Below are 22204 nucleotides of genomic sequence, written 5' to 3'. Positions count from 1 at the left end.
CCATCCCGTCGAACAGACATCAAATCCCCTCAAATCGCTGCAAACCAACTGAATCACATCAGCCGAATTTTGCAACAGTCCCTCAAGGGGGGAGAAGGTTCGCGGATACCGCTCGGTTCTGTCAGAAGCTACCGCTGGCTTAGCCTGCTCTCCATGTTCGAATGTGTGGAGTTTCCCTGCCGAACCCTTGCGTGAAGGGGCCGGACCCGAGCCGGCAAAGTCCGCAGTTGTAGGAGCGAGCGGCGACCACAAGTCTTCTCCCCCCTTGTGGGGGAGATGGCCGGCAGGCCAGAGAGGGCCTTATCGGATGGAAGAGCCAGCAGCCGGAGCTATTCCAAAGGCATCACGCCTCGACCTTGCCTGCCTCCGCCTTCACCTTCCGCTTGATCGCCGCACCAAAAATCCCATTCGGCCGCACCAGGAGGATGACGCAGAGCATGACGCCGATGGCGACGATCTGCAGTGAGGCGGCGCGGGCCTGTTGGTCGGCGGGGACGAAGGCCGAGGTGACGGCGCCGGAGCCGACCCAGATGGCCCAGACGATCAGGCTGCCGAGGATGGCGCCCTTGTTGGAGCCGGAGCCGCCGACGATCAGCATGGTCCAGACCTGGAAGGTCAGCGTCGGCAGATAGTTGTCCGGCGCGATGAAGCCGATGAAATGGGCCTGCACGGCGCCCGCCAGCCCCATGACCGCACCACCCAGTGCAAAGGCCTGGACACGGTAGAAGCGCGCACTCTTGCCCAGCGATACCGCTGCCGCCTCATCTTCCCTGAGCGCCTTCAGCACGCGCCCCCATGGGCTTTTCGCCAGATGCTCCAGCGCGAGATAGGCGAGAAGCGTGACGACGGCGACCACGGCGAGATTGGCGAGATTGAAAAGGACAGGCGTTTCGGCGAGATCGCCGAAGGGGCGGGGAATGAAGCCGATGCCGAAGGGGCCGCCAGTCAGGCCCTGCACGTTCAGCGCCACCAGTTGCACGACCACGGCCACGCCGAAGGTGGTAATTGCAAGGTAATCGGATTTCAGCCGGAGCGTGGCGAAACCGACAATCGCGGCGGCGGCGGCGGCGAAGGCCATGGCGGCGAGCCAGCCGACAATGATCGGCAGATCAAAGCCGCCGATCCGGGCGGCATCGTCAGGCGATGTGAGGATCGCCGAGGTATAGGCGCCGATCGCGACGAAGCCGGCGAGACCGACATTGAACAGGCCAGTGAGGCCCCATTGCAGGTTCAGCCCGAGCGTGATCAGCGAGAAGGTGAGCGCCGTGGTGGCGAAAAAGGCAACGTAACCGAGGAGATCCATTAGCGTTCCTTCACTCCGAATAGGCCGATCGGGCGGACGAAGAGAACCGCCATCAGCAGCACGAACGATATGGCCGCCCGCCATTCCGCTCCCACGAGTTGCACGGCAGCCGCTTCGCTCAGTCCGATGATCAGGCCGCCCAGCACTGCACCGGGCACGCTGCCGATCCCGCCGAGGATGGCGGCAGCAAACATGGGCAGCAGCATGTCGAAGCCCATCAGCGGGCGGATCTGCACGAGGATGCCGATCATCACGCCGGCCACGCAGGCGAGCGCGCCGCCGGTCAGCCAGGTGATGCGCACAACGCTGGAGACGTCGATGCCGACCACCCGCGCCAAGGCCGGATTCTGGCTGACGGCACGCATGGAGCGACCGGCCTGGGTGCGTGTCATCATCAGATGCACCGCCGTTACCAGGAGCACCGTCAGCAGCAGCAGGGCGATCTGGTCGGGCGTGATGCGAATGCCGAAACCAATGGGCATGGCGATCTGGATCGCCTTGGAGAAATAGACCGGGCGGGAGGTGAAGATGAATTCGAGCAGGCTGCGTAGCGCCATGGAAGCGCCGAAGCTCGCCATGACGACGATGATCATCTGCCCCTTGGACCGCAGCCGCGAAAACAGGACCTTGTCGAGCGCCAGCGCCATCGCCCCGGTGAAGGCCATGCCGCAGACAAGCGCCACGATCAGCGGCCAGCCGAAGGACAGCGGCGCAATCGGCGCCACCTTGCCGAACAGGGCGGCAATCGCGCCGACGGCCAGCAGGGTCGCATAGGTGCCCCAGCCCATGAAGTCGCCATGGGCGAAATTGGAAAAGCGCAGGATGGAATAGGTGAGCGTGACGCCGATAGCGCCAAGCCCGATCATCGACCCCGTGAGAAGCCCATCGACAATGAATTGCAGGTTCATGGATGGCCTCCTTCGGCCGGAGCCTTGTGTCGCTGGCCGAGATAAAGCTCTGCCACGACAGGGTCATTCCACAGTTCCGACGCGATACCCTCGTGCCGATCCTGGCCCTCGACCAGCACATAGGCGCGATCGCCGATGGCGAGTGCTGCCTTGGCATTCTGCTCGACGAGGAGAATGGTGACCCCGGTCTTGCCGACACGGGTCAGCATCTCGAACACCATCGACACGAACTTCGGCGAGAGACCCGCCGACGGCTCGTCCAGGACAAGAAGCTTGGGCCGCACGATCAGTGCGCGGGCAACGGCAAGCATCTGGCGCTGGCCACCGGAGAGATTGCCGGCGGCGACACGACGGCGCTCGGCGAGATCGGGAAAGATCGCGTACATCTCGGCAATGCGCTGCGGCACCTCGCGCGGCTTCAGGATGCCGCCCGCCACCTTCAGATTGTCTTCGATGCTCATCAGCGGGAAGATGTTTTCTGTCTGGGGCACGAAGGCAAGGCCGCGCCGCACCATCATATGGGCAGGAAGGGCGGTGATGTCTTCTCCGGCCAGTTGCACGGAACCGGAACTGACCGGCACCAAGCCTGCTATTGCCTTGATGAAACTCGACTTGCCCGCCCCGTTGGGGCCGAGGACCACGACGATTTCGCCCTGATCCACCCGGATCGAGGCACCGCGCACGATCGGCACGCCAGGCTCATAGCCGGCTACAAGCTTGTCGACCTTGAGAACGGGAGCGCTCATGCCGCACCTCCCAGATAGGCTTCGATGACCCTGGGATCCCGTGCGACCTCATCCGGCGTGCCCTCACAGAGCAACTGGCCCGAGGCCATGACGAGAACGCGGTGGCAGAGGCGGCTGACCATGTCGATATTGTGCTCGATCAGCAGGAAGGTGATGCCGCGGGCGTTGATCTCCTTGATGCGCTCGATGATGACTTCCAGCAGCGAGGCGTTGACGCCCGCGGCCGGCTCGTCGAGCAGGATGATAGCGGGATCGGCCATCAACACGCGGGCGAGTTCCAGCAGCTTGCGCTGACCGCCGGATAGCACGCGCGCCGGCTCGTGGGTCAGGCGCGACAGAAGCACGAAATCGAGAAGCTCCTTGGCCTTCTCGCGCGCGGCGCGCTCCTGCGCGGCGACCTGGCCGGGCCTCAGAAAATTGGCAAACAGGCTCTCGCCGGCCTGGCCTTGCCGCGCCAGCAGCACGTTGTCGAGAAGGCTGAGTTCCGGGAACGGCTTTGGAATCTGGAAGGTCCGGCCGAGACCGTTTGTGATCCGCGCATGGGCGGGTTCGGCAGAGACATCGCGGCCGCCCAGCATGATCTGGCCCGCCGTGGGCTGGGCGCTGCCGGCGACCAGATCGAACATCGTCGTCTTGCCCGCGCCGTTCGGGCCGATCAGCCCGAGGATTTCCCCCTGGCGCAGGCTGAAGGAGACGTTATCGACGGCCGACAGGCCGCCATAGCGCTTCACGATATTGCGCACCTCCAACACAGGCGACGCAGAGCCCGACGGGCTTGAATTCGGTGTCATCATGTTCCCCTGAGCGTGCGACCGTTTTTTCTTCTTGATCTGTGATCACACTTGCATTGATCAAATTATTTAGGTTTAAATCATCGCGCAAGGGGAAAGAGGGACGGCAATGCAAAAGAATGCGGAGCGGAGGATTGTCGATTCCAGCGGACCCCAATTGTCTCCCATCGAGCGGGAGACCGTGCAGGACCGCGTCTATGCCGAGCTTCGCCGCGCCCTGATCTGCGGCCTGTTCGAACCCGCACAAGTCCTGACCATCAGGGGCCTGGCCGACGCGATGATGACAAGCACCATGCCGGTGCGCGAGGCGCTGGGCCGCTTGATTACCGAAAAGGCCGTCGAGGCCATGCCCAACCGTTCGGTGCGTGTGCCGCTCGTGACGCTGGAGCGGCTGGATGACCTCTTGCGCAGCCGCATCCTGGTGGAGGGAGAGGCAATCGCGCTGGCCACGACCCGCATGACGCAGCGGGACATCACCCAGGCGCGCGACATGCTGACGGACTGGGACGATTTCAGGGCGCTCAGCCAGCGCGGCGATTTCGACCGCGAATCGATGCTGAACCAGAAATTCCACTTCCAGATCTATCGCTGCAGCGGCTCGTCGGTGCTGATCCCGATGATCGAGAGCCTTTGGCTGCAATCCGGCCCCTGCACGCGCTATGCGGCCTATGCCTTTTCCGAAGCCGTGGCGCGGGATGGTGGTGCGGATGTCGCCCACTATCACCGCGAAATGGTCGCCGCCCTGGAAAGCCGCAACCCGGACCGCGCCCGCGAGGCCCTGATCGCGGATATCAGCCGCCCCTTCGCCTTCCTGCGGGACAAGCTTCTCGCCGAACCCCAGTCCGAGGACCAGCCATGACGACAAAGACCATTCTAGTTCGCGAGGAGAAATCCGGGCTCTCGGTGAGCGCGCCGCTGCTGTTCAACAAGGCACCCGAAAACGCGGCCTTCTTCTGGGAGTATCTGGCGACGCCGCGCGTCGTGCCCGGCATTCATGCCATGTGGACCGGGCCGGAAATCTCCTGCCCCATTCCATCGGAGCAGTTGGCGGGCGCCGCCTATGCAAAGCCTCTACCACCGGAAAATGCGACGCTGACGCCGCAACCGGGCGATATCGTGCTGGCCTATGTGCCGCCGCGCATGTGGGGCGGCAATCCCGATGCGATATTCGATATCGGCCTGTTCTACGGTCCGGGCGCCCGCATGCTGTTCCCCATCGGCTGGCTTGCCGGATCGGTGGTGGCGCAGGTTGCCGATGCTGATCGCGCCCATCTGGCCGAAGCCTGCAACCGCATCCGCCGCAACGGCGCCTGCGACGTGACCTTCTCGCGCGGCGAGGGCTGACAATGAGCGGCACGGACGACAGTTTCGAACTCTACGACCTCAGGGTCGAGGCGGTGATCCCCCAGGGCAAGCCGATCTATTGCGGTGCCAAGCCGGGCGATCATTTCGAGCTTCGCGGCGAGATGCTGTCGATGCCCGCGGGCCAGGGCTTTTCGATCTATTCGATTGCCGCCGTTCTGCCGCTGCTCGCGGCCAAGCAGCGCGAGACCCACCGTAATGACTGGATGACCTCGGATGCGGAGATCGCCTGTCCCGACCCCAATTGTGCCAGTCGGCTCCGGATCGTCAGGACAGGCAAACGACGCTTCAGCCACGCCGAGACGACAGCCGTACCACTTCCCCAGGAGAATGACGCAACATGACCGCCGGCACTTTCGAACTTTCACCGGGCTACCGGATTTCCCGGGTGATCCGCGGCGGCTGGCAACTGGCTGGCGGCCATGGCGCAATCGATCGCGGCCAAGCCGTGCGGGATCTGCTGGCCGCCTTCGACGCCGGCATTTCCACCTATGACTGCGCCGACATCTATACGGGCGTGGAAGAACTGATCGGCGAAGCGCGGATGACGCTGGCACGCGAACGCGGCTCGGAGGTCGGGGCGCAGGTGAAGGTTCATACCAAGCTGGTGCCTGATCTCGACAAGCTCGCGACCATCAATCGCGACTACATCAGGAGCATCGTCGAGCAATCCCTTCGCCGGCTAAAGACCGAGCGGCTTGATCTCGTGCAGTTCCATTGGTGGGACTATGCCTTCCCCGGCTATGTCGATGCCATGCACTGGCTGAAGGAGATGCAGGATGAAGGCAAGGTGCGCAATCTCGGCACCACCAACTTCGACGTTCCCAAGCTGACAGAGATCATCGCCAGCGGGATTTCCCTGGCCAGCCAGCAGCTTCAGTATTCCGTTCTGGACCAGCGGCCTAGCCATGGCTTGGCCGAGCTGGCAGCGGAAAAGAACTTCTCGCTGCTCTGCTATGGATCGGTGGCAGGTGGCTTCCTCAGCGACCGCTGGCTCGGCCAGCCGGAACCGGACATGCCGCTTGAGAACCGCTCGCTCGTTAAATACAAGCTGATCATCGACGATTTTGGCGGCTGGGATCTCTATCAGGAACTCTTGCGCGCACTTCGAAGTGTCGCCGACCGCCACGAGGCCGATATCGCCACCATTGCCAGCGCCTGGGTGCTGCGCCAGCCGCAGGTGGCCGCGGTGATTGTCGGCGCGCGCAACCAGGCCCATGCGCTGGCCAATGCCCGCATCATGGAAATTGATCTCTCCGATACGGACATGGCGGCAATCGACGACGTGATTTCCAGGAGCACGGGACCCCTGGGCGATGTCTACACGCTGGAGCGGGACCGCACGGGCCGGCACGGCTCCATCATGCACTATAACCTGAATGACGGCCGGACCTGATCCGGCTCCCGCATCGGCGCGACGTCGCGCTGGAAAACCGGCTGCAATACCTGGTTGCAGCATGGAAACGAAAGACAGGCGCAATGCTTTCAACGTCCAGAACCATAGAAGGGGAACAAGGATGAAAAAGACGCTTCTGCAACTCTCTACCGCACTCGGTCTGCTGCTGGCGGCCGGTGCCGCCAATGCGGCCGATTGCAAGATCACCATCGGTCTCGTGATGGAACTGACAGGGCCTGCCGGAGCCTATGGGCAGGCCGGTGCCAAGTCGGTTGAAATGGCTTTCCGCGACATCAATGAAGCCGGCGGCGTACGGGGCTGCGACCTCGTGACCGACACCCGCGACAGCCAGAGCCAGGGCAATGTCGCCGTCGACGCGGCCACCCAGCTCGTGCAGGTAAAGAAGGTGCCGGCCGTGATCGGTGGCATCATCTCCTCGGTTTCGATCCCGATCCTGACCTCGGTCACAGGTCCGGCCAAGATCGTGCAGGTTTCGCCGGCCTCGTCTTCGCCGACGCTGACCAAGCTCGGCCGTGAAGGCAAGACCAACGGCATCTTCTTCCGAACCATCACGTCCGACGCGCTGCAGGGCGTGGCGGCGGCGAAATATGCCATCGACAAGGGCTTCAAGAAGCTCGCGATCATCCATGTCAACAACGACTTCGGCGTGAACATGGTGGCCGAATTCTCCCGCGCCTATAAGGCCTTGGGGGGCGAGATCGCTTCGGTCACGCCCTATAACGAGAAGCAGTCCAGCTACCAGTCGGAAGTGACGGCCGGCATGGCCGGAGAGCCCGATGGCCTCTATCTGGTCAGCTATCCGGTGGACGGCGCCACCATCGCCCGCAGTTGGATCTCCCAGGGCGGGGTACAGAAGTTCCTGCTGAACGACGGCATGAACAGCCCCGACTTCATCGATTCTGTGGGCGCGGAATACCTGAAAGAGGCCTATGGCACCTCGTCGGGCACCAGCCCGACCAAGTCGACCGAGTATTTCAACGCGAATTACGAGGCCTTTTCTGGCATCGCACCCTCCAATCCGGCAGCGGACCGCTCCTACGACGCCGGCGCGATTGTCGGCCTTGCCGTGGCGATTGCCGGTTCTGAAGATCCGGCCGCGATCAAGGACGCCATCTACAAGGTGGTGGATCCGACCGGTGAGCCGATCTTTGCCGGCAAGGACGAGTTCCAGAAGGCGCTCGGCCTGATCAAGGAAGGCAAGCCGATCCGCTACCAGGGCGTCATCGGCGCGGTATCCTTCGACAAATATGGCGACATCACCGGCCCGTTCCGCCTCTGGGGCATCAAGGACGGAAAGGTCGAAACCGAGGGTCAGATGACCACCGAGGATGTCGGCAAGCTGCAGGCGCAGATCCAGTAATCCGATCCAGAACGCTGCGAATATTGCTCGAGGCGTGGGGCAACCCGCGCCTCTTTTCTTCTTCCCAACGGAAGGACATACTGACGTTTCAAGCGGACAACAATTTTTGTTGAACCCTCAAACGTCTTATGACCAAATGATCAAATCGGGAGAACCCGACGCGCGCCCGCACCGTGCCTTGGAGGCATCGCTGCCCGGTCCCGCAGATGGAACAAGAGGGAGAACAAACATGAATATGACCCGTCGACTTATGCTCGCCCTGACTGCGGCCACCGCGCTTGCCGTCGGCGCATCCGGCACCTTGGCCGCCGATACGCTCATGGTCGGCGCCTATCCGAGCAACCCGCCGTTCGAATTCAAGAACCAGGCCGGCACCTTCGAAGGTTTCGAAGTCGATATCGTCACAGAAGCCGCCAAGCGCGCCGGCATGACGGTGGAGGTTGCCGATTACGGCTTCCAGGCACTTTTTGCGGCCACCAGTTCCAAACGCATCGACGTGGCGATCTCGTCGATCACGATCACCAAGGAGCGGCTTGCCTCGCAATCCTTCACCCAGCCCTATTATGATTCAGACATGGGCATGGCCGCCAAGGAGGACAGCCCGATCAAGACCATGGCGGACCTCAAGGGCAAAATCGTCGGCGTTCTCTCCGGCTCGACCGGTGAGAAATGGGCGAAAGAGAACCAGCAGGCCATGGGTTTTGCCGAAGTGAAGGGCTATGACACCCAGCAGAACAGCTTCCTGGACCTCGGCGCTGGTCGTGTGGATGCCGTGGTCACCGATATTCCCGGCATGGAATATCTGTTCGTCAAGATGAAGGGCTTTGCTGTGCGCGAGCGCATCAAGACCGGCGAGCAATATGGCCTGATGATGGGCAAGGATCATCCGTTGCTGGAAAAGCTCAACACCGCCCTGACCGAGATGAAGAAGGACGGCACCATGGCCGCGATCCACAAGAAGTGGTTCGGATCCGACGCGCCGGCTGATTCGTCCACCGTCAAGGAAATGCCAATCCCGAAGGCCTGATCCTCGGCAGCCCGTAAATTCGGGATACGCTTTGCGTGCGTTTTGCGTCATGCTCGGGCCTTCGCGGTCCGAGCATTTTACCAGCCTATGCGTCCGGCGCGAGATCGCCCGTGCATTCAACAGGCCCTGCCATGTCGCTTACTGAAACCTTCTTCAATCTCGATGTCCTGATGCTCAGCCTGCCGGCGCTGATGCGCGGCCTCATGAACACGCTGTTGCTTGGCGCTCTCAGCATCGTCTTCGGTGTCGCCGCCGGCCTGTTTCTGAGCCTGGTCAGGCTCTATGCGCCGAAGCCGGCGCGCTATCTCACCATCGCCTATATCGATGTCTTCCGCGCCACGCCCGTGCTGGTGGTGCTGATCCTGATCTATTACGCGCTCCCCTTTGTCGGCATCCGCTTCTCGGCCTGGACATCGGCCGTGCTCGCCTTCTCGCTGGTCATGTCAGCCTATGCCGCGGAGGTGTTCCGCTCCGGCGTGGAGAGCGTGCCGCGCGGCCAGTTCGAGGCGGCGGCCGCACTGGGTATTCCCTTCCTCGTCACGCTGCACAAGGTGATCCTGCCCCAGGCGATGCGCATCGTCATTCCGCCGACGACCAGCAATTGCGTGTCGATGTTCAAGGATACGGCGCTCGCCTCGACCGTGGCGCTGCCCGAACTCCTGAAGGAAGCGACCGATTCGCAGGCGCTGCATGCCAATCCCACGCCCTTGATCGGTGCGGCGATTGTCTACCTGATCATCCTGCTGCCGATGGTGAGACTTGTCAGCTTGCTGGAAAAACGCTTCAAGGCGGAGAAGGAGCGCTGAGGTTCTGGACCTCGTGCTTGACTTCGGTGGATGGGCATAGGGAAACTGCGTGAAGGCCGGCGTGAGGCGCGCGCATTATGCGGCGCGTTTGGCCGGCTTGGAGACGATGCATGAACGAAATCGGACTGTCGAAGGTATTGTCGCGAACAACGGTTCAAGACAGCGTCTATGAGCAACTGCGCCACGCCTTGATGTGGGGACGGTTCGAGCCTTCGCAGGTCACGACCATTGCTTCCCTCGCCGCGGAGTTCGGCACCAGCCACATGCCGGTGCGCGAGGCGCTGCGGCGGCTGGCGGCGGAAAACGGGCTGGAGATTGCCCGCAACGGATCTGCGCGTGTGCCGGCCGTGTCTCGCGCCCGCCTGGACGATCTCTGTCGCGTGCGCATGGCGCTCGAAGGTCTTGCGACCGAACTCGCCACGCGCAATATGACAGCATCCGACATCGAGTTCTGCATGGCCATCGCCCGTGAGCACGAACAGCTTGGCCGTGACGGAAAGGTCTATGACATGCTGCGGAAGAACCAGGAGTTCCACTTCGCCATCTATGAACGGTCAGGCTCGGAAGTCCTGCCGCAGATGATCGAGACGCTCTGGCTGCGGTTCGGCCCCTATATGCGGATGTTATCTGACCTGGTGAAGCAGCAGGTGCAGGATGGGGTCATACACCCCTACTCAACCCATCACTACGAAATCATCGACGCGTTTCGCCGGGGTGATAGCGCCGAAGCAGCCCGGCAAATGGTCCTGGATATCCAGGCGACGCAGGCGCTGCTTCAGGCGATGTGCAGTGATTAAACGTGTCTCAAGCGGCGCTTAGGCCGCGCGTGCTTCCGGCTGTTCCGGTACCTTAGCCTGTCGGGTTTGCCCGACGTCTGCATTTTCGTCAGCGGACTTGCCTGGCTTGATGTCGGAGGATCGAGAAACCTGGCGCTCGGCATCGATAATCAGGTCGCCGGCGGCATCGTAAAAATACATCTTGTCTGTCATTGTCTCGTCATTCGCCGGCGCTTCGTCACGCCGGTCCTTTCTGTAATTGCGAGCGGATGTTTCAGGTCCCCGCTGGTTCGCGGGCTTTCAATACCAACATTCAGGCAAGAAAATGGTTCCGCTCCGGAAGACGGCAGGAACCTTCAGTCAAGCGGTGAATTGATTTTGCATCGTGGTTAACGAAGCGGGAGAGACCCATGCCGCGCGGCGACAAATCTGCCTATACCGACAAACAGAAACGCAAGGCCGACCACATTGCCGACGGCTATGAAGCCCGCGGCGTTGCAGAGGATGAGGCCGAGCGTCGGGCCTGGGCGACCGTGAACAAGGACAGTGGTGGCGGCAACAAATCCGGGTCAGGGCGCGGCGTTGCTGACACCCATGATTCGGCCAAAAAGGGCGGTAAAAAAGGCGGGGCCGCTTCCGCGTCCCGACCGGCAAAAGAGCGCTCCGCCTCGGCGAAAAAGGCGGCTGCGACCAGAAAACGCAATGAGGCACATACCCATTGAGGTCACTGCCATCAGGCGGTGACCACCTCGGTTTTTCCATCCAGCTCCAGCATTTTCCGCAGTGTCTCCAGCGTATCGGCCTCGGACGCCGGCTTGTCCCACCGCAGGCGGGAGATGCGCGGGAACCGCATGGCCACGCCGGACTTGTGGCGCGTGGAGCGATTGAGGCCCTCAAAGGCGATCTCCAGCACCAGACCTGCTTCCCTATTGGCGCGAACGGCGCGGACGGGACCGAAGCGATCGACCGTGTTGTCGCGCACATATTTGTCGATCTGCCGCAACTCTTCGTCCGTGAAGCCGAAATAGGCCTTGCCCACGGGCACGAGCTGCGCGGCACCATCCACCTCGTCCCACACACCAAAGGTGTAGTCGGAATAGAGGCTGGAGCGCTTGCCGTGTCCGCGCTGGGCATACATCAGCACGGCATCGACGGTATGGGGGTCCCGCTTCCACTTGAACCACGGACCTTTCGGGCGCCCCGGCACATAGGTGGACTCCCGGTGCTTCAGCATCACGCCCTCGATAACGGGATGCGGTGGATTGCGGCGCATCGCGTCCAGTTCCTTGAAATCCTGGTAGTCCAACCTGGGAGACAGATCGAAACGTTGGGGATCGAGATGCTGGACAAAATCTTCCAGCTCCACCCGGCGTGTATCGAGCGGCAGGTCGCGAAGATTACGGCCGTCGCGCATCAGGATGTCGTAGGTTCTGACGAAGACCGGATAGGTCTTCAGCATCTTGTCCGGCACCGACTTGCGGTTCAGCCGCTGCTGCAGATCGGAGAACGTGCCGACATGCTGTCCGGGCACGCCGACCAGCAGTTCCCCATCCAGCACCGCTTCAAAATTGATGGCGTCGAGCAGGTCGGGGAAGGCGCCTGATATTTCGTCGCCGCTGCGCGCATAGAGCTTTTGCTTTCCACCCTCGGAACTAACCTGCACCCGGATGCCATCCCACTTCCATTCGGCGCGGTAGTCCTCAGGCGATATCTTCTCGATATCCTGGTCCTCAAGCGCATGGGCCAGCATGACGGGGCGATAGAGCGCGAGCGCGGCCTGTTCCGGCTTCGCGTCGCGCCCCTCGAGCCAGGCAAAGAGGTCGGCATAAGGCGGCTTTAGCCCGTGCCAGAGCTCTTCGATCTCGGTGACATCGACACCGCCCATATCCGCGAGCGCCTGCTTGGTCAGCCGTGACGATACGCCGATGCGAAGACCACCCGTCATCAACTTGATCAGCGCATAGCGGCCTGAGGTTTCCAGGCGATCCATGAAGGCGACAAATTTTTCCGGCGCGCTCACACGAGAGGTGGCAAGCAGCGTCTCGACAACGGTGGACAAGGGGAGATCCGTCGTGTTCGCCTCTCGTCGCGCAGGCTCGGGCCAGACCAGCGATACCGTCTCGGCGAGATCGCCGACATAATCATAGGAATAGCCGAACAGCACCGGGTCCAGCCGTTCCATGGCGAGCGTCTTGATCATGGCCGGTTTGAGGGCTGGAACATCAAGCGTTCCGGTGAGGGCTGCCAGGGCGTAGCCACGGTCGGGATCGGGGCTTGAAGAAAAGTAGTCGCGCAAAAGCGTCAGCTTGCCGTTGCGGGACGGGGTGAGCACCAGGCGGTCGATGAGTTCGGCAAAGACACGCATCGGCTACTCGTTCTCGTCTTCATAGCCGACGAGCCGCAGCGGTCGAGCCTTGATGCCGTTCAATTCGCACCAGCGAACCAGCGCCTCCTCCCGGCCATGCGTCACCCAGACTTCCCCGGCAGAGGTCTCGGCAATGGTGCGGATCAACTCGTTCCAGTCGGAGTGATCGGACAAGATGAGCGGCAGTTCCACCCCGCGCTGCCGCGCACGCTGGCGGATCTGCATCCAGCCGGAGGCAAAACAGGCGATCGGATCGGCAAACCGCCTTGCCCAGCGGTCGGCGAAGGCCGAGGGCGGACCGACAACGACGGCACCGGCAAAATCACGCCGGTTGCCAGACTCAAGGGTAGCAGGCAGGAGCGGTCCGAGCTCGATGCCCTGGCTGTCGTAATAGTCGCAGAGGCGTTGCAGGGCGCCATGGATATAGATTGGCTCAGAATAACCGTGGGCGCGCAGCAGCGCGATCACGCGTTGCGCCTTTCCCAACGCATAGGCGCCGATTAGATGAGTGCGCTCGGGAAATTGTCGGAGAGAATGCAGGAGCCTGCCGATCTCGGCTTCGTCGGTGGGATGATGGAACACAGGCAGCCCGAAGGTCGCTTCGGTGACGAACACGTCGCATTCCATGACTTCGAAGCCAAGGCAGGTCGGATCGGCCCGACGCTTGTAGTCGCCTGACACCACGATCCGCGTACCCTGATGTTCCACGGCGATCTGCGCGGAGCCCAGGACATGGCCGGCGGGCTTGAAGGTCACTTTCACGCCATTGATGACCAGAGGTTCGCCGAGCCGGGCACTCTGGCGCTCGCCAGCAAAATCCTCGCCGTAGCGGATGCCCATGATGTCAAGCGTCTCCTGGGTTGCCAGAACCTTGGAATGCCCCGGTCGCGCATGGTCCGAATGGCCATGGGTGATCAGAGCCCGACCGACCGGCGAGATCGGGTCGATGTAGAAATCGCCCCGTGGACAATAGAGGCCTGACGGCGTCGGAAGCAGCAGGTCGGAGGGTCTGATCATGGCAGGTCCAAACGGTCACAAGACTTTGTTGACGTCAATGCTTCTATACGGGCTTCGGTCCATTTCAGATCGATCGCGAGGATTGACTCCTGACGCCTGTCGATTTATCAGTGACGAAATTCATTTTTCGTCACTGATCAGAAAGTCAGCCAATGATCGTCGATATCGACGCGGAACAGGACAGCGTGCGGCAGGAGAATATCGAGCGTATTCTCGATAGCGCCGAGCGGCTGTTTCGCCACTACGGCTACGCGAAAACCACCGTTGCCGACATTGCCAAGGATCTCGGCATGTCCACGGCCAATATCTACCGGTTCTTCGGATCGAAGTCGGAGATACACCAGGCACTGGCAAACCGAATGCTGAGTGCCGGCTATGCATTGGCCCAGCAGATTGCGGCACTTCCTGTCAGTGCCGAAGAACGGCTGCGCCGCTACGCCAAGCAGCAGTTCCAGATCACTGTCGAGACCATGATGGACGAACAGAAGGTCCATGAAATGGTCATCGTCGCCATCGAGCAAGAGTGGCATGTGATCGACAAGCATATCGATCGGTTGAACGCGCTGATTGCCCAGATGATCGCGGATGGTATTGCCGCCGGCGAGTTCACCATCACGGATCCTGATATGGCGGCCAAATGCTTTGGCGCGTCAATCGTGTCCATCTGCCATCCGCAGCTCATCACGCAATGCATCAACAAGAGCAACCGGGCCACGCCCGATGCCTTGATCGAGTTCGCCATCCGCGCGCTCAAGGCTTGACCATTGGCTGGCGCGGGGCGCGCCGGACAAGACCGTTTCCATCGCGAACATTGGGTTCGCAACCGAAAGACACGTCCATGTTGAAGAAGGCCATAGTCCCTCTGCTGATGGTCGCCGCCCTGTCCGGCTGTGCGCCAGAGGCCGCTGAAGTGGTTGAGACGCCGGTTCGTCCCGTCAAGGTGGTCGAGATTGCCGAGGCCGCATCCACCCGTACGCTGAGCTATTCCGGCTCCATCCGCGCTCGCAGCGATGTTGCCGCGGGCTTCCGCGTCGCCGGCAAGATCATGGAACGCAAGGTCAATATCGGCGATCGGGTGAAGGCCGGCGACCTGTTGGCCCGCCTCGATGATACCGATTACAAGCTCTCGCTTGAGAGCGCCAAGGCGTCCTTGATGTCTGCTGAGCGGCAGGTCGAGACCGCCGATTTCGCGATGAAGCGCGCCGAGCAACTGTTTGCCCGCCAGGTCGTGCCGAAGGCGCAGCTGGAGCAGGCCGAGCTTGTCTACCGGCAGGCCATCGCAGGCCGTGACTCGGCGAGGGCAGCCCTGGCGCAGGCGCAAAATCAGGTCGAGTACAGCCTGCTGAAGGCCGATCGGGACGGTATCGTGACCGCCGTGAATGCGGATGCCGGTCAGGTTGTCGCTGCTGGCAGCCCTGTGGTGACTGTTGCGGTGGATGGCGAAAAGGAAGTCTCCATCTCCGTTCCCGAGAGCGATATCCTCGCCTTCAAGCCCGGCCTGCCGGTCAAGGTCAGCCTCTGGTCGAACATTGCATTGGAGCTTTCCGGTACCGTTCGGGAGGTCTCAGGCAGTGCGGATTCCGCGTCGCGTACATTCTCGGTTCGCGTCTCCCTGCCGCAGGACGAGCGGGTGCTGCTCGGCATGACCGCCAGCGTCATCGCGGCGGCAGAGAGCGGCCAGTCGAGCTACTCCGTACCCCTGAGCGCGCTCGCCCGCGATGCCGCAGACAAGACGTTGGTCTGGACCGTTGATCGGGCTGCCGAAACCGTGCATGCGCGGCCGGTCACCGTGGCCGAATTCGGCGACAATGGCGTGAAGATTGCCGACGGCCTGAAGCCGGGTGACATCGTTGTGGTGGCAGGCACGCAATTCATGACGGAAGACCTGAAAGTGAAGCTGCCGAGTGAAATCCAGCAGTCGGCACAGGTCTCTGATACCGCCTCATCCATTCAGATTCGCTGATATCCAGTCTCTTTCACGATCGGAACACGCCATGACCGCGTCCCCTGATACCAGCGGCTCCTTCAACCTGTCGCGTTGGGCGATAAGCCATCCCAGCATCGCCCGCTTCCTGTTCGGCCTGATCATCGTGACCGGCGTGCTCGGCCTGATGCGCATGGGCCAGAAGGAAGATCCCGATTTCACCTTCCGGGTCATGGTGGTCCAGGCAATATGGCCCGGCGCTTCCATCGAAGAGATGCAGGATCAGGTGGTCAACAAGATCGAGCGCAAGCTGCAGGAGACGCCGCATCTAGACTGGGTAAAGTCCTACTCCCGGCCCGGCAGCGCCATCATCACCCTGCAGATCAAGGGCGACACCGATGCGCAGGACGTGGCCGATGCCTTCTATCAGGTGCGCAAGAAGATCGGCGATATCGAATCGACCCTGCCGGAGGGTCTGTTGGGTCCCTATTTCAACGACGAATTCGGCGACACCTATATCACGCTGCATGCGCTGACCGGCGATGGCTACAGCTATCCGGAACTGAAGACCTATGCCCTGCAGGCGCGCGACATGCTGTTGACCACGCCTGGGGTCGAAAAGGCCGTCATTCTCGGCGACCAGCCGGAGAAGATCTTCATCGACGTCTCGTCCAAGGCGCTCGCAGAGCGTGGGCTGACGCTCAACGATCTCAAGAACACGATCGACGGCCAGAACAATGTCGATCCGGCCGGCAGCGTCGAAACAGGCACCCGCTCGGTGCGCATCTCCGTCGAAGGCGACCTTGATCGGGTGGAAGACCTGAAGAACCTGCCGCTGAAAGCCGGGAACAGCACCATCCGGCTAGGCGACATCGCCACCATCTCGAGCGGGCTGGAAGATCCCTATCAGCGCAAGTTCCGGTTCAATGGCCGGGACAGCGTTCAGATCGGCGTGGTCATGGCACCCGGCTTCAAGGTGACGGATGTCGGCACCGCGGTCGAAGAAACCTACAAGAACTTCGCCTCGTCCCTGCCCTATGGCGTTTCCGTCGACCAGATCTCCAACCAGCCCGATGTGGTGCGCGAGGCCGTGGGCGAGTTCATGAAGGCCCTGGGCGAAGCCCTTGTCATCGTGCTCGTCGTCTCGTTCCTGTCGATCGGCTGGCGTTCCGGCCTCGTGATCGCGATCACCATCCCCTTGGTGCTGGCCGCGACCTTCGCCATCATGTACCAGCTCGGCATCGAATTGCAGCGAATCTCGCTGGGCGCACTGATCATTGCGCTGGGATTGCTCGTCGATGACGCGATGATCGTGGTCGAATTGATGGAACGGAAGCTCGAGGAAGGGCTGGTCAAGATCGAGGCGGCAAGCTTCGCCTATTCCTCCACCGCCTTCCCAATGCTGACCGGTACGCTCATCACCACGGCCGGCTTCATTCCCGTCGGCTTTGCCGAATCGACCGCCGGCGAATATGTACGCTCGCTGTTCTATGTGGTGGGTATCGCGCTTGTCGTGTCCTGGTTCGTGGCGGTGTATTTCACCCCGTGGCTCGGCTACATGATCCTGAAGCAGCGCTCCCATGCTGGCGGCGACCACCATGATGTGTTCGATACCGGCTTTTATCGGCGCCTGCGGGCGACGGTCGGCTGGGCGGTCCGCCATCGGATCATCGTCATCGCGATGACGCTTGCCACCTTTGCCGGTAGCCTATGGGCATTCCAGTTCATTCCGCAGAACTTCTTCCCGCAATCCTCCCGTCCTGAGGTGCTGGTCGATCTGTGGCTGCCCGAGGGTACGAGCATCACGGAAGTCGAGACCCAGGCCAAGGCCCTGGAAGCCCGTATCATGGATGATCCGGACAAGCGCTTCATCGCCACCTTCGTTGGCGAGGGTGCGCCCCGCTTCTTCCTGCCGCTCGACCAGCAGCTGCGCAACCCGAACTATGCCCAGCTTCTGATCATGGCGAATGACGAACCCTCGCGTGAACGGCTGATCGTCAAGCTTCGCAAGATTCTTGCTGAGGACTTCCCGGATGTCCGCGGCCGTGTTGACCGCCTGTTCCTTGGGCCACCGACCGGCTGGCCGGTACAGATCCGGGTGACGGGTCCGGAACGGCAGGAGGTTCGCCGCATTGCGGACGAGGTGAAGGCCAAGTTCCTGGCCGAACCGCAACTTGCCGCCGTGCATGACGACTGGCTGGAACCGGTGCCTGTCATGAAGCTGATGGTCGACCAGGAGCGTGCCCGCGCGCTCGGCGTGACCTCGCAGCGCATCCGCCAGATGTTGCAGGCTGGCATGAGCGGCGCTCCGCTTGCCGATTTCCGCGACGGCGAGGAAACAATCTCCATCGTCGCCCGGGAACCTGGCGTTGATCGACACGACCTCTCCGCGGTGAATTCGATCTATATCCCGACGGATTTCGGAGGCTTCGTGCCCCTGTCCCAGGTGGCGAAGATCGTGCCCGTCATGGAACAGGGCATCGAATGGCGTCGTGACCGCCTGCCGACCATCACGGTCAGGGCAACGCTGCCGGATGGTGTTCAGGCCAATGACGTGGTCATGAAACTCTATGGCGAAACCCAGGGCATCCGCGATGCGCTGGCCCCCGGCTACCGCGTCGAGATCCAGGGTGGCGTTGAAGACAGTGTTGAAAGCCAGGCCTCGATTGCAGCCAAGGCACCCATCATGCTGGTGGTCATCGTCGTGCTGCTGATGATCCAGCTGCAGCATTTCGGCAAGGCGATGCTGGTGCTGGCCACCGGCCCGCTCGGCATCATCGGCGCGGCCGCCGCCCTGTTGATCAGCGGCGCCCCCTTCGGCTTCGTCGCCATTCTCGGCGTCATCGCGCTGCTCGGCATCATCATCCGCAACTCGATCATCCTGATCGACCAGATTGACCAGGATATCGCCGCGGGCATGGAGCGGGCAGAGGCCATCATCGGTGCGGCTGTGCGGCGTTTCCGGCCGATCATGCTGACCGCCATGACGGCCGTGCTGGCGCTGATCCCGATCTCCCGCGGGGTGTTCTGGGGACCGCTGGCCTATGCGATGATGGGCGGCATCCTGGTCGCGACGGTCCTGACCATCCTGGTGCTTCCCGCAGCCTATGCCCTGTTCTTCGGCCGCGAGCCGAAGGCGAAAAAGCCGGACGCCGGACATCCGGCCAATGAAAACGAAGGCTTCGGCCCGCAATCCACCGCACCGCTCGCCGCCGAATAGCGGAAGCGACGGTAAGAAGCCGGACGCGACCTCCCCCCGCGTCCGGCTTCTTCATGACCTCACGGAATAGATTGGTCAGCCGGCGCGCAGCAGCATGCCGAAGAGATCGCGCGGCTCGTCCGGATCGGCGATCATGTCCAGCTCGATGCAGAAATCGGTTCCCTTGATCCGGTCGCGCACATAGCGCAGGGCGGAGAAATCCTCGATCGCAAAGCCCACACTGTCGAACAGCGTGATCTGTCGATCATCGCGGCGGCCCACCGCGTCGCCCGTGACGACGCGCCAGAATTCCGTCACCGGAAAATCCGGAGCCATCTGCTGAATCTCGCCTTCAATACGTGTCTGCGGCGGATACTCGACGAAGACGTCGGATCGCAACAGAATGTCACGATGGAGTTCAGTCTTGCCCGGGCAATCCCCGCCGATGGCATTGATATGCACGCCAGGGCCGACCATGTTGTCGGTGAGGATGGTGGCAAACTGCTTGTCGGCGGTGCAGGTCGTGATGATCTGACACCCGGCGACGGCCTCCTCGGCGGAGGCGCAGGGGATGATCTGCAGGCCGCGTCCCCGAAGATTACGCCGCATCTTCTCCGTCGCGTCAGGATCAATGTCATAGAGCCTGATCGTGTCGATCCCGCAGACCGCCTTCATCGCCAGGGCCTGGAACTCGGCCTGGGCACCGTTGCCGATTACCGCCATTGTGCGGGCATCCTTCGGCGCCAGGTGGCGGGCTGCCATGGCCGAGGTGGCTGCGGTCCTCAGCGCTGTCAGGAGGGTCATTTCCGTCAGCAGGACCGGGTAGCCGGTCGCCACATCCGCAAGCAGACCAAAGGCGGTGACCGTCTGCAGCCCGGATTGGGTATTCCCGGGATGTCCGTTGACATATTTGAAGCTATAGACCTGTCCGTCGGATGTCGGCATGAGTTCGATCACGCCATCCTCTGAGTGGCTCGCAACGCGTGCCTTCTTGTCGAAGCTCTCCCAGCGTTGGAAATCCTGCTCGATGGCGTCTGCCAATTCCCGCAGCATGACCTCAATGCCGATGTGATGCACGAGGCGCATCATGTTTTCGACGCTGACGAAGGGAACCATGGCTTTTTGCGAGGGAAGAATTGCCAGCATATTGCACCTCGTGATCTCGGGTCGGGATCACTGGAGCCTAGCGAGGGGATCGGCTGATAGAAATGGCATTTGCGTGCTGATTTTGACTGGCCATTGTGCAATATGCACAGAGCCTCTGATCAAATAGGAATGCGTATGAGCCAGGATACAAGCCGATACACGCCTGATGATCTCGACCGGCGGATCATCGCGCATTTGCGGGTGGACGGAAGGGCGTCGCTGTCGAAACTTGCCGATGCGCTGGGAATCGCGCGCGGCACGGCGCAGACCAGGCTGGACAGGCTTCTTTCCACCGGCACGGTGCTTGGATTTACCGTGCGCCTGCGAGAGGATTATGACGCTGACACCGTCAAGGCGGTCATGATGATCGAGGTGGTGGGAAAATCCACCGCGCAGGTCGTCCGCCGGCTGCGCGGCATCCCGGAAATCCAGACGCTGCATTCCACCAATGGCAACTGGGACCTGGTGGCCAATATCAGGGCCGCCAATCTGGCGGATTTCGATCGCGTCTTGCGGGACGTACGCGCGATCGACGGCGTGGCCAACAGCGAAACGAGCCTTTTGTTAAGCAGCGCGTGAGCAGGGCGGGCGGCCGTGCACACGAGGTTGTTGCGCGACGACATGTGCTGCCAAGCTTTGCCTGCCTCAGCTGGAATGTCCTGCGATCCATTTGTGCCAGTCACGCTCCGAACCGTAGAAGACGTTCAGGTCGATCTTCTCATCGACGCCATGGGACAATCCCGAACCGGAATACTGCCAGAACAACCATTTGCGGCCGGGATAGCGGACCGACGGATGGGCCGCGACGGAGCGCAGCCAGAACGGATAGTTCTGGAAGGCGCCGCGGAGGTTATCTGCATAAAAGTCCGGAGCCGTGTAGATCACGGGGCGCTTGCCGTAATGCCGCTCCAGCTTGTCCATGAAGACCTGCATCTTCTCGCGGACCGTTTCCGGCGAAAGACGGCGCTTGCAGCTTGATTCCGCGTTGTATTCCACGTCAATCACAGGCGGCAACGCTTCCGGATCGCGCGGAACATTGCGGATAAACCAGTCGGCCTGCTCGCCGGCCGTGCGGCACCAGTAGAAGAAATGATAGGCGCCACGACGAATGCCGGCCTCCTTGGCGCGCCGCCAGTTGGTCTTGAACATCGGATCGAGATGATCGCCGCCGTCGGTGGCCTTGATATAGGCAAAGTTCGCGCCCTGGGTCCTCAGCTTCGGCCAATCAATCTCGCCTTGCCAGCGGGACACATCGACCCCGTGCACAGGAAAGTGCTGCGGAGTGATCCGACCGAAATTGATCGGTTTGGCATCCTTGAAGCGGTGACGATAAATCTGCTGCCGTACGGACGGCGAAGGAGCCATGGCAGCAGCGGCCGATGCCATCTGCACGGGCCGGGGCGATGGCGCGACTTGGGGATTGCTCGGGACCGCCGGGGTGAAAGCTTCCGGCTGGGGGACCTGACCTGACCAGGCCAGCGCTTCGGTGGCTTGAATCCGCTGGGTTTTGACGATTGTTTCGTTCGACCCAACATTTGCCGCTGGGATCGGACCGCTCGGCCGGCTTATGGCACTCGTCGTCTCTTTTGACGGCGCGACATCAAGAGCAGCTTCGGGGCTGGAGCTGGAGCTGGAGGCACAGCCTGCCAAAACCAGACAAGCAAGGATGAATACGGGTACGGCCGTTAAACGCATGGACACACATACTCAAAACAACTCCGACGGCAAGAAAATCACCGCCGGAAGCCACAGACAGGATTGCTAACGGAAGATTACCGGAAAAAGCTGAATCCAATCTTTACGCCCTGTTTCGGACCAGGACGTTTTTGGTGTCGTGTGGATAGAGGCGTGGGCAAACCCGCAAGGTTTGGGACTCAGCGAAGTCCGCACGACGACGTGACCTTTTCATGAAGAGTTTGTCTCCACGGCGGCGCATCGGTTTGGAGAGCTATGCGATCAGTGGCCCGATGTTTGGGAGATATAACCCCGTCACGGTGTGATGCCAAGCTTAGAAACGCAGCAAGCCCCACGGAGGGGCTTTGTTGGTATCGCAATTA

At 61.7% G+C, this 22204-nt stretch carries 23 protein-coding genes; 14 read left to right on the top strand and 9 right to left on the bottom strand.

Annotated elements, in window-relative coordinates:
- Positions 1-195, top strand: a 195-nt coding sequence (locus B9A97_RS30070; protein WP_210189738.1) for a hypothetical protein, incomplete at its 5' end; no start/stop codon positions are given.
- Between the two features lie 148 nt (positions 196-343).
- On the opposite strand, the gene B9A97_RS28300 is transcribed toward B9A97_RS30070, so the two are convergent.
- Genes B9A97_RS28300 through B9A97_RS28285 form a run of 4 tightly spaced genes read right to left on the bottom strand, consistent with a single transcriptional unit; the run spans position 344 to position 3748 of the window.
- Entirely contained in the window at positions 344-1303 is a 960-nt protein-coding gene (locus B9A97_RS28300; RefSeq protein WP_084369179.1) for a branched-chain amino acid ABC transporter permease, read from the bottom strand.
- Complete coding sequence (locus tag B9A97_RS28295) at positions 1303-2211, bottom strand: branched-chain amino acid ABC transporter permease (protein WP_084369178.1); 909 nt, start codon at positions 2209-2211, stop codon at positions 1303-1305. Before B9A97_RS28295 ends, B9A97_RS28300 begins: the two co-directional genes overlap by 1 nt.
- Positions 2208-2957: an ABC transporter ATP-binding protein gene (locus B9A97_RS28290; RefSeq protein ID WP_084369177.1), complete on the bottom strand. Its 750-nt coding sequence runs from the start codon at positions 2955-2957 to the stop codon at positions 2208-2210. Before B9A97_RS28290 ends, B9A97_RS28295 begins: the two co-directional genes overlap by 4 nt.
- Positions 2954-3748: an ABC transporter ATP-binding protein gene (locus B9A97_RS28285; protein ID WP_084369181.1), complete on the bottom strand. Its 795-nt coding sequence runs from the start codon at positions 3746-3748 to the stop codon at positions 2954-2956. The genes B9A97_RS28290 and B9A97_RS28285 overlap by 4 nt, the downstream gene beginning before the upstream one ends.
- Positions 3749-3857: 109 nt before the next feature.
- Between B9A97_RS28285 and B9A97_RS28280 the strand changes: the two genes are divergently transcribed.
- The 8 genes from B9A97_RS28280 (at position 3858) to B9A97_RS28245 (ending at position 10517) form a co-directional block, all read left to right on the top strand.
- A complete protein-coding gene (locus B9A97_RS28280; RefSeq protein WP_084369176.1) occupies positions 3858-4607 on the top strand; it encodes a GntR family transcriptional regulator in 750 nt (249 codons plus the stop codon).
- On the top strand, positions 4604-5092 hold the full coding sequence (locus tag B9A97_RS28275; RefSeq protein WP_084369175.1) for a DUF3830 family protein: 489 nt from the start codon (positions 4604-4606) through the stop codon (positions 5090-5092). The genes B9A97_RS28280 and B9A97_RS28275 overlap by 4 nt, the downstream gene beginning before the upstream one ends.
- Positions 5093-5094: 2 nt before the next feature.
- Positions 5095-5454: a TIGR04076 family protein gene (locus B9A97_RS28270; RefSeq protein WP_084369174.1), complete on the top strand. Its 360-nt coding sequence runs from the start codon at positions 5095-5097 to the stop codon at positions 5452-5454.
- Positions 5451-6506 (top strand): aldo/keto reductase, encoded by a 1056-nt coding sequence (locus tag B9A97_RS28265; protein WP_084369173.1) that lies wholly within the window; start codon positions 5451-5453, stop codon positions 6504-6506. Before B9A97_RS28270 ends, B9A97_RS28265 begins: the two co-directional genes overlap by 4 nt.
- A gap of 121 nt (positions 6507-6627) precedes the next feature.
- On the top strand, positions 6628-7887 hold the full coding sequence (locus B9A97_RS28260) for an ABC transporter substrate-binding protein (RefSeq protein ID WP_084369172.1): 1260 nt from the start codon (positions 6628-6630) through the stop codon (positions 7885-7887).
- Between the two features lie 229 nt (positions 7888-8116).
- Positions 8117-8914 carry an ABC transporter substrate-binding protein gene (locus B9A97_RS28255; protein WP_084369171.1) on the top strand — a complete coding sequence of 266 codons (798 nt, stop codon included), beginning with the start codon at positions 8117-8119 and terminating at the stop codon, positions 8912-8914.
- A 131-nt stretch (positions 8915-9045) separates the two neighbouring features.
- Entirely contained in the window at positions 9046-9720 is a 675-nt protein-coding gene (locus B9A97_RS28250) for an amino acid ABC transporter permease (protein ID WP_084369170.1), read from the top strand.
- A gap of 110 nt (positions 9721-9830) precedes the next feature.
- Positions 9831-10517 carry a GntR family transcriptional regulator gene (locus B9A97_RS28245; protein WP_084369169.1) on the top strand — a complete coding sequence of 229 codons (687 nt, stop codon included), beginning with the start codon at positions 9831-9833 and terminating at the stop codon, positions 10515-10517.
- An 18-nt stretch (positions 10518-10535) separates the two neighbouring features.
- Here the strand turns inward: B9A97_RS28245 and B9A97_RS29985 are convergent, their stop codons facing one another.
- Positions 10536-10709 (bottom strand): hypothetical protein, encoded by a 174-nt coding sequence (locus tag B9A97_RS29985; protein ID WP_179145427.1) that lies wholly within the window; start codon positions 10707-10709, stop codon positions 10536-10538.
- 197 nt (positions 10710-10906) lie between these two features.
- Here B9A97_RS29985 and B9A97_RS28240 point away from each other — a divergent pair, with 197 nt between their 5' ends.
- Positions 10907-11218 (top strand): plasmid stabilization protein, encoded by a 312-nt coding sequence (locus B9A97_RS28240; protein WP_084369168.1) that lies wholly within the window; start codon positions 10907-10909, stop codon positions 11216-11218.
- Positions 11219-11229: 11 nt separating this feature from the next.
- Here the strand turns inward: B9A97_RS28240 and B9A97_RS28235 are convergent, their stop codons facing one another.
- Positions 11230-12861, bottom strand: coding sequence for a cisplatin damage response ATP-dependent DNA ligase (locus tag B9A97_RS28235; protein ID WP_084369167.1), 1632 nt, complete (start codon positions 12859-12861; stop codon positions 11230-11232).
- Positions 12862-12864: 3 nt separating this feature from the next.
- Entirely contained in the window at positions 12865-13878 is a 1014-nt protein-coding gene (locus tag B9A97_RS28230; RefSeq protein WP_179145426.1) for a ligase-associated DNA damage response exonuclease, read from the bottom strand.
- A gap of 152 nt (positions 13879-14030) precedes the next feature.
- On the opposite strand from B9A97_RS28230, the gene B9A97_RS28225 reads away from it, so the two are divergent.
- The 3 genes from B9A97_RS28225 (at position 14031) to B9A97_RS28215 (ending at position 19022) form a co-directional block, all read left to right on the top strand.
- Positions 14031-14639, top strand: a complete 609-nt coding sequence (locus B9A97_RS28225) for a TetR family transcriptional regulator (RefSeq protein ID WP_084369166.1) — start codon at positions 14031-14033, stop codon at positions 14637-14639.
- Between the two features lie 77 nt (positions 14640-14716).
- Complete coding sequence (locus B9A97_RS28220; protein WP_084369165.1) at positions 14717-15841, top strand: efflux RND transporter periplasmic adaptor subunit; 1125 nt, start codon at positions 14717-14719, stop codon at positions 15839-15841.
- A gap of 31 nt (positions 15842-15872) precedes the next feature.
- Positions 15873-19022: an efflux RND transporter permease subunit gene (locus B9A97_RS28215; protein ID WP_084369164.1), complete on the top strand. Its 3150-nt coding sequence runs from the start codon at positions 15873-15875 to the stop codon at positions 19020-19022.
- Positions 19023-19097: 75 nt separating this feature from the next.
- On the opposite strand, the gene B9A97_RS28210 is transcribed toward B9A97_RS28215, so the two are convergent.
- A complete protein-coding gene (locus B9A97_RS28210; RefSeq protein ID WP_084369163.1) occupies positions 19098-20147 on the bottom strand; it encodes an ornithine cyclodeaminase in 1050 nt (349 codons plus the stop codon).
- A gap of 135 nt (positions 20148-20282) precedes the next feature.
- Between B9A97_RS28210 and B9A97_RS28205 the strand changes: the two genes are divergently transcribed.
- Entirely contained in the window at positions 20283-20726 is a 444-nt protein-coding gene (locus tag B9A97_RS28205) for an Lrp/AsnC family transcriptional regulator (protein WP_084369162.1), read from the top strand.
- Positions 20727-20792: 66 nt separating this feature from the next.
- Here B9A97_RS28205 and B9A97_RS28200 read toward each other — a convergent pair whose 3' ends face one another.
- Entirely contained in the window at positions 20793-21842 is a 1050-nt protein-coding gene (locus tag B9A97_RS28200; protein ID WP_084369161.1) for a glycoside hydrolase family 25 protein, read from the bottom strand.
- Positions 21843-22204: the final 362 nt, after the last annotated feature.

Source organism: Rhizobium sp. RU36D, from assembly GCF_900176345.1.
Lineage (GTDB): Bacteria > Pseudomonadota > Alphaproteobacteria > Rhizobiales > Rhizobiaceae > Allorhizobium.
Note: the sequence above shows the minus strand (reverse complement) of the source record. Positions and strands in the feature narration are given on the sequence as shown.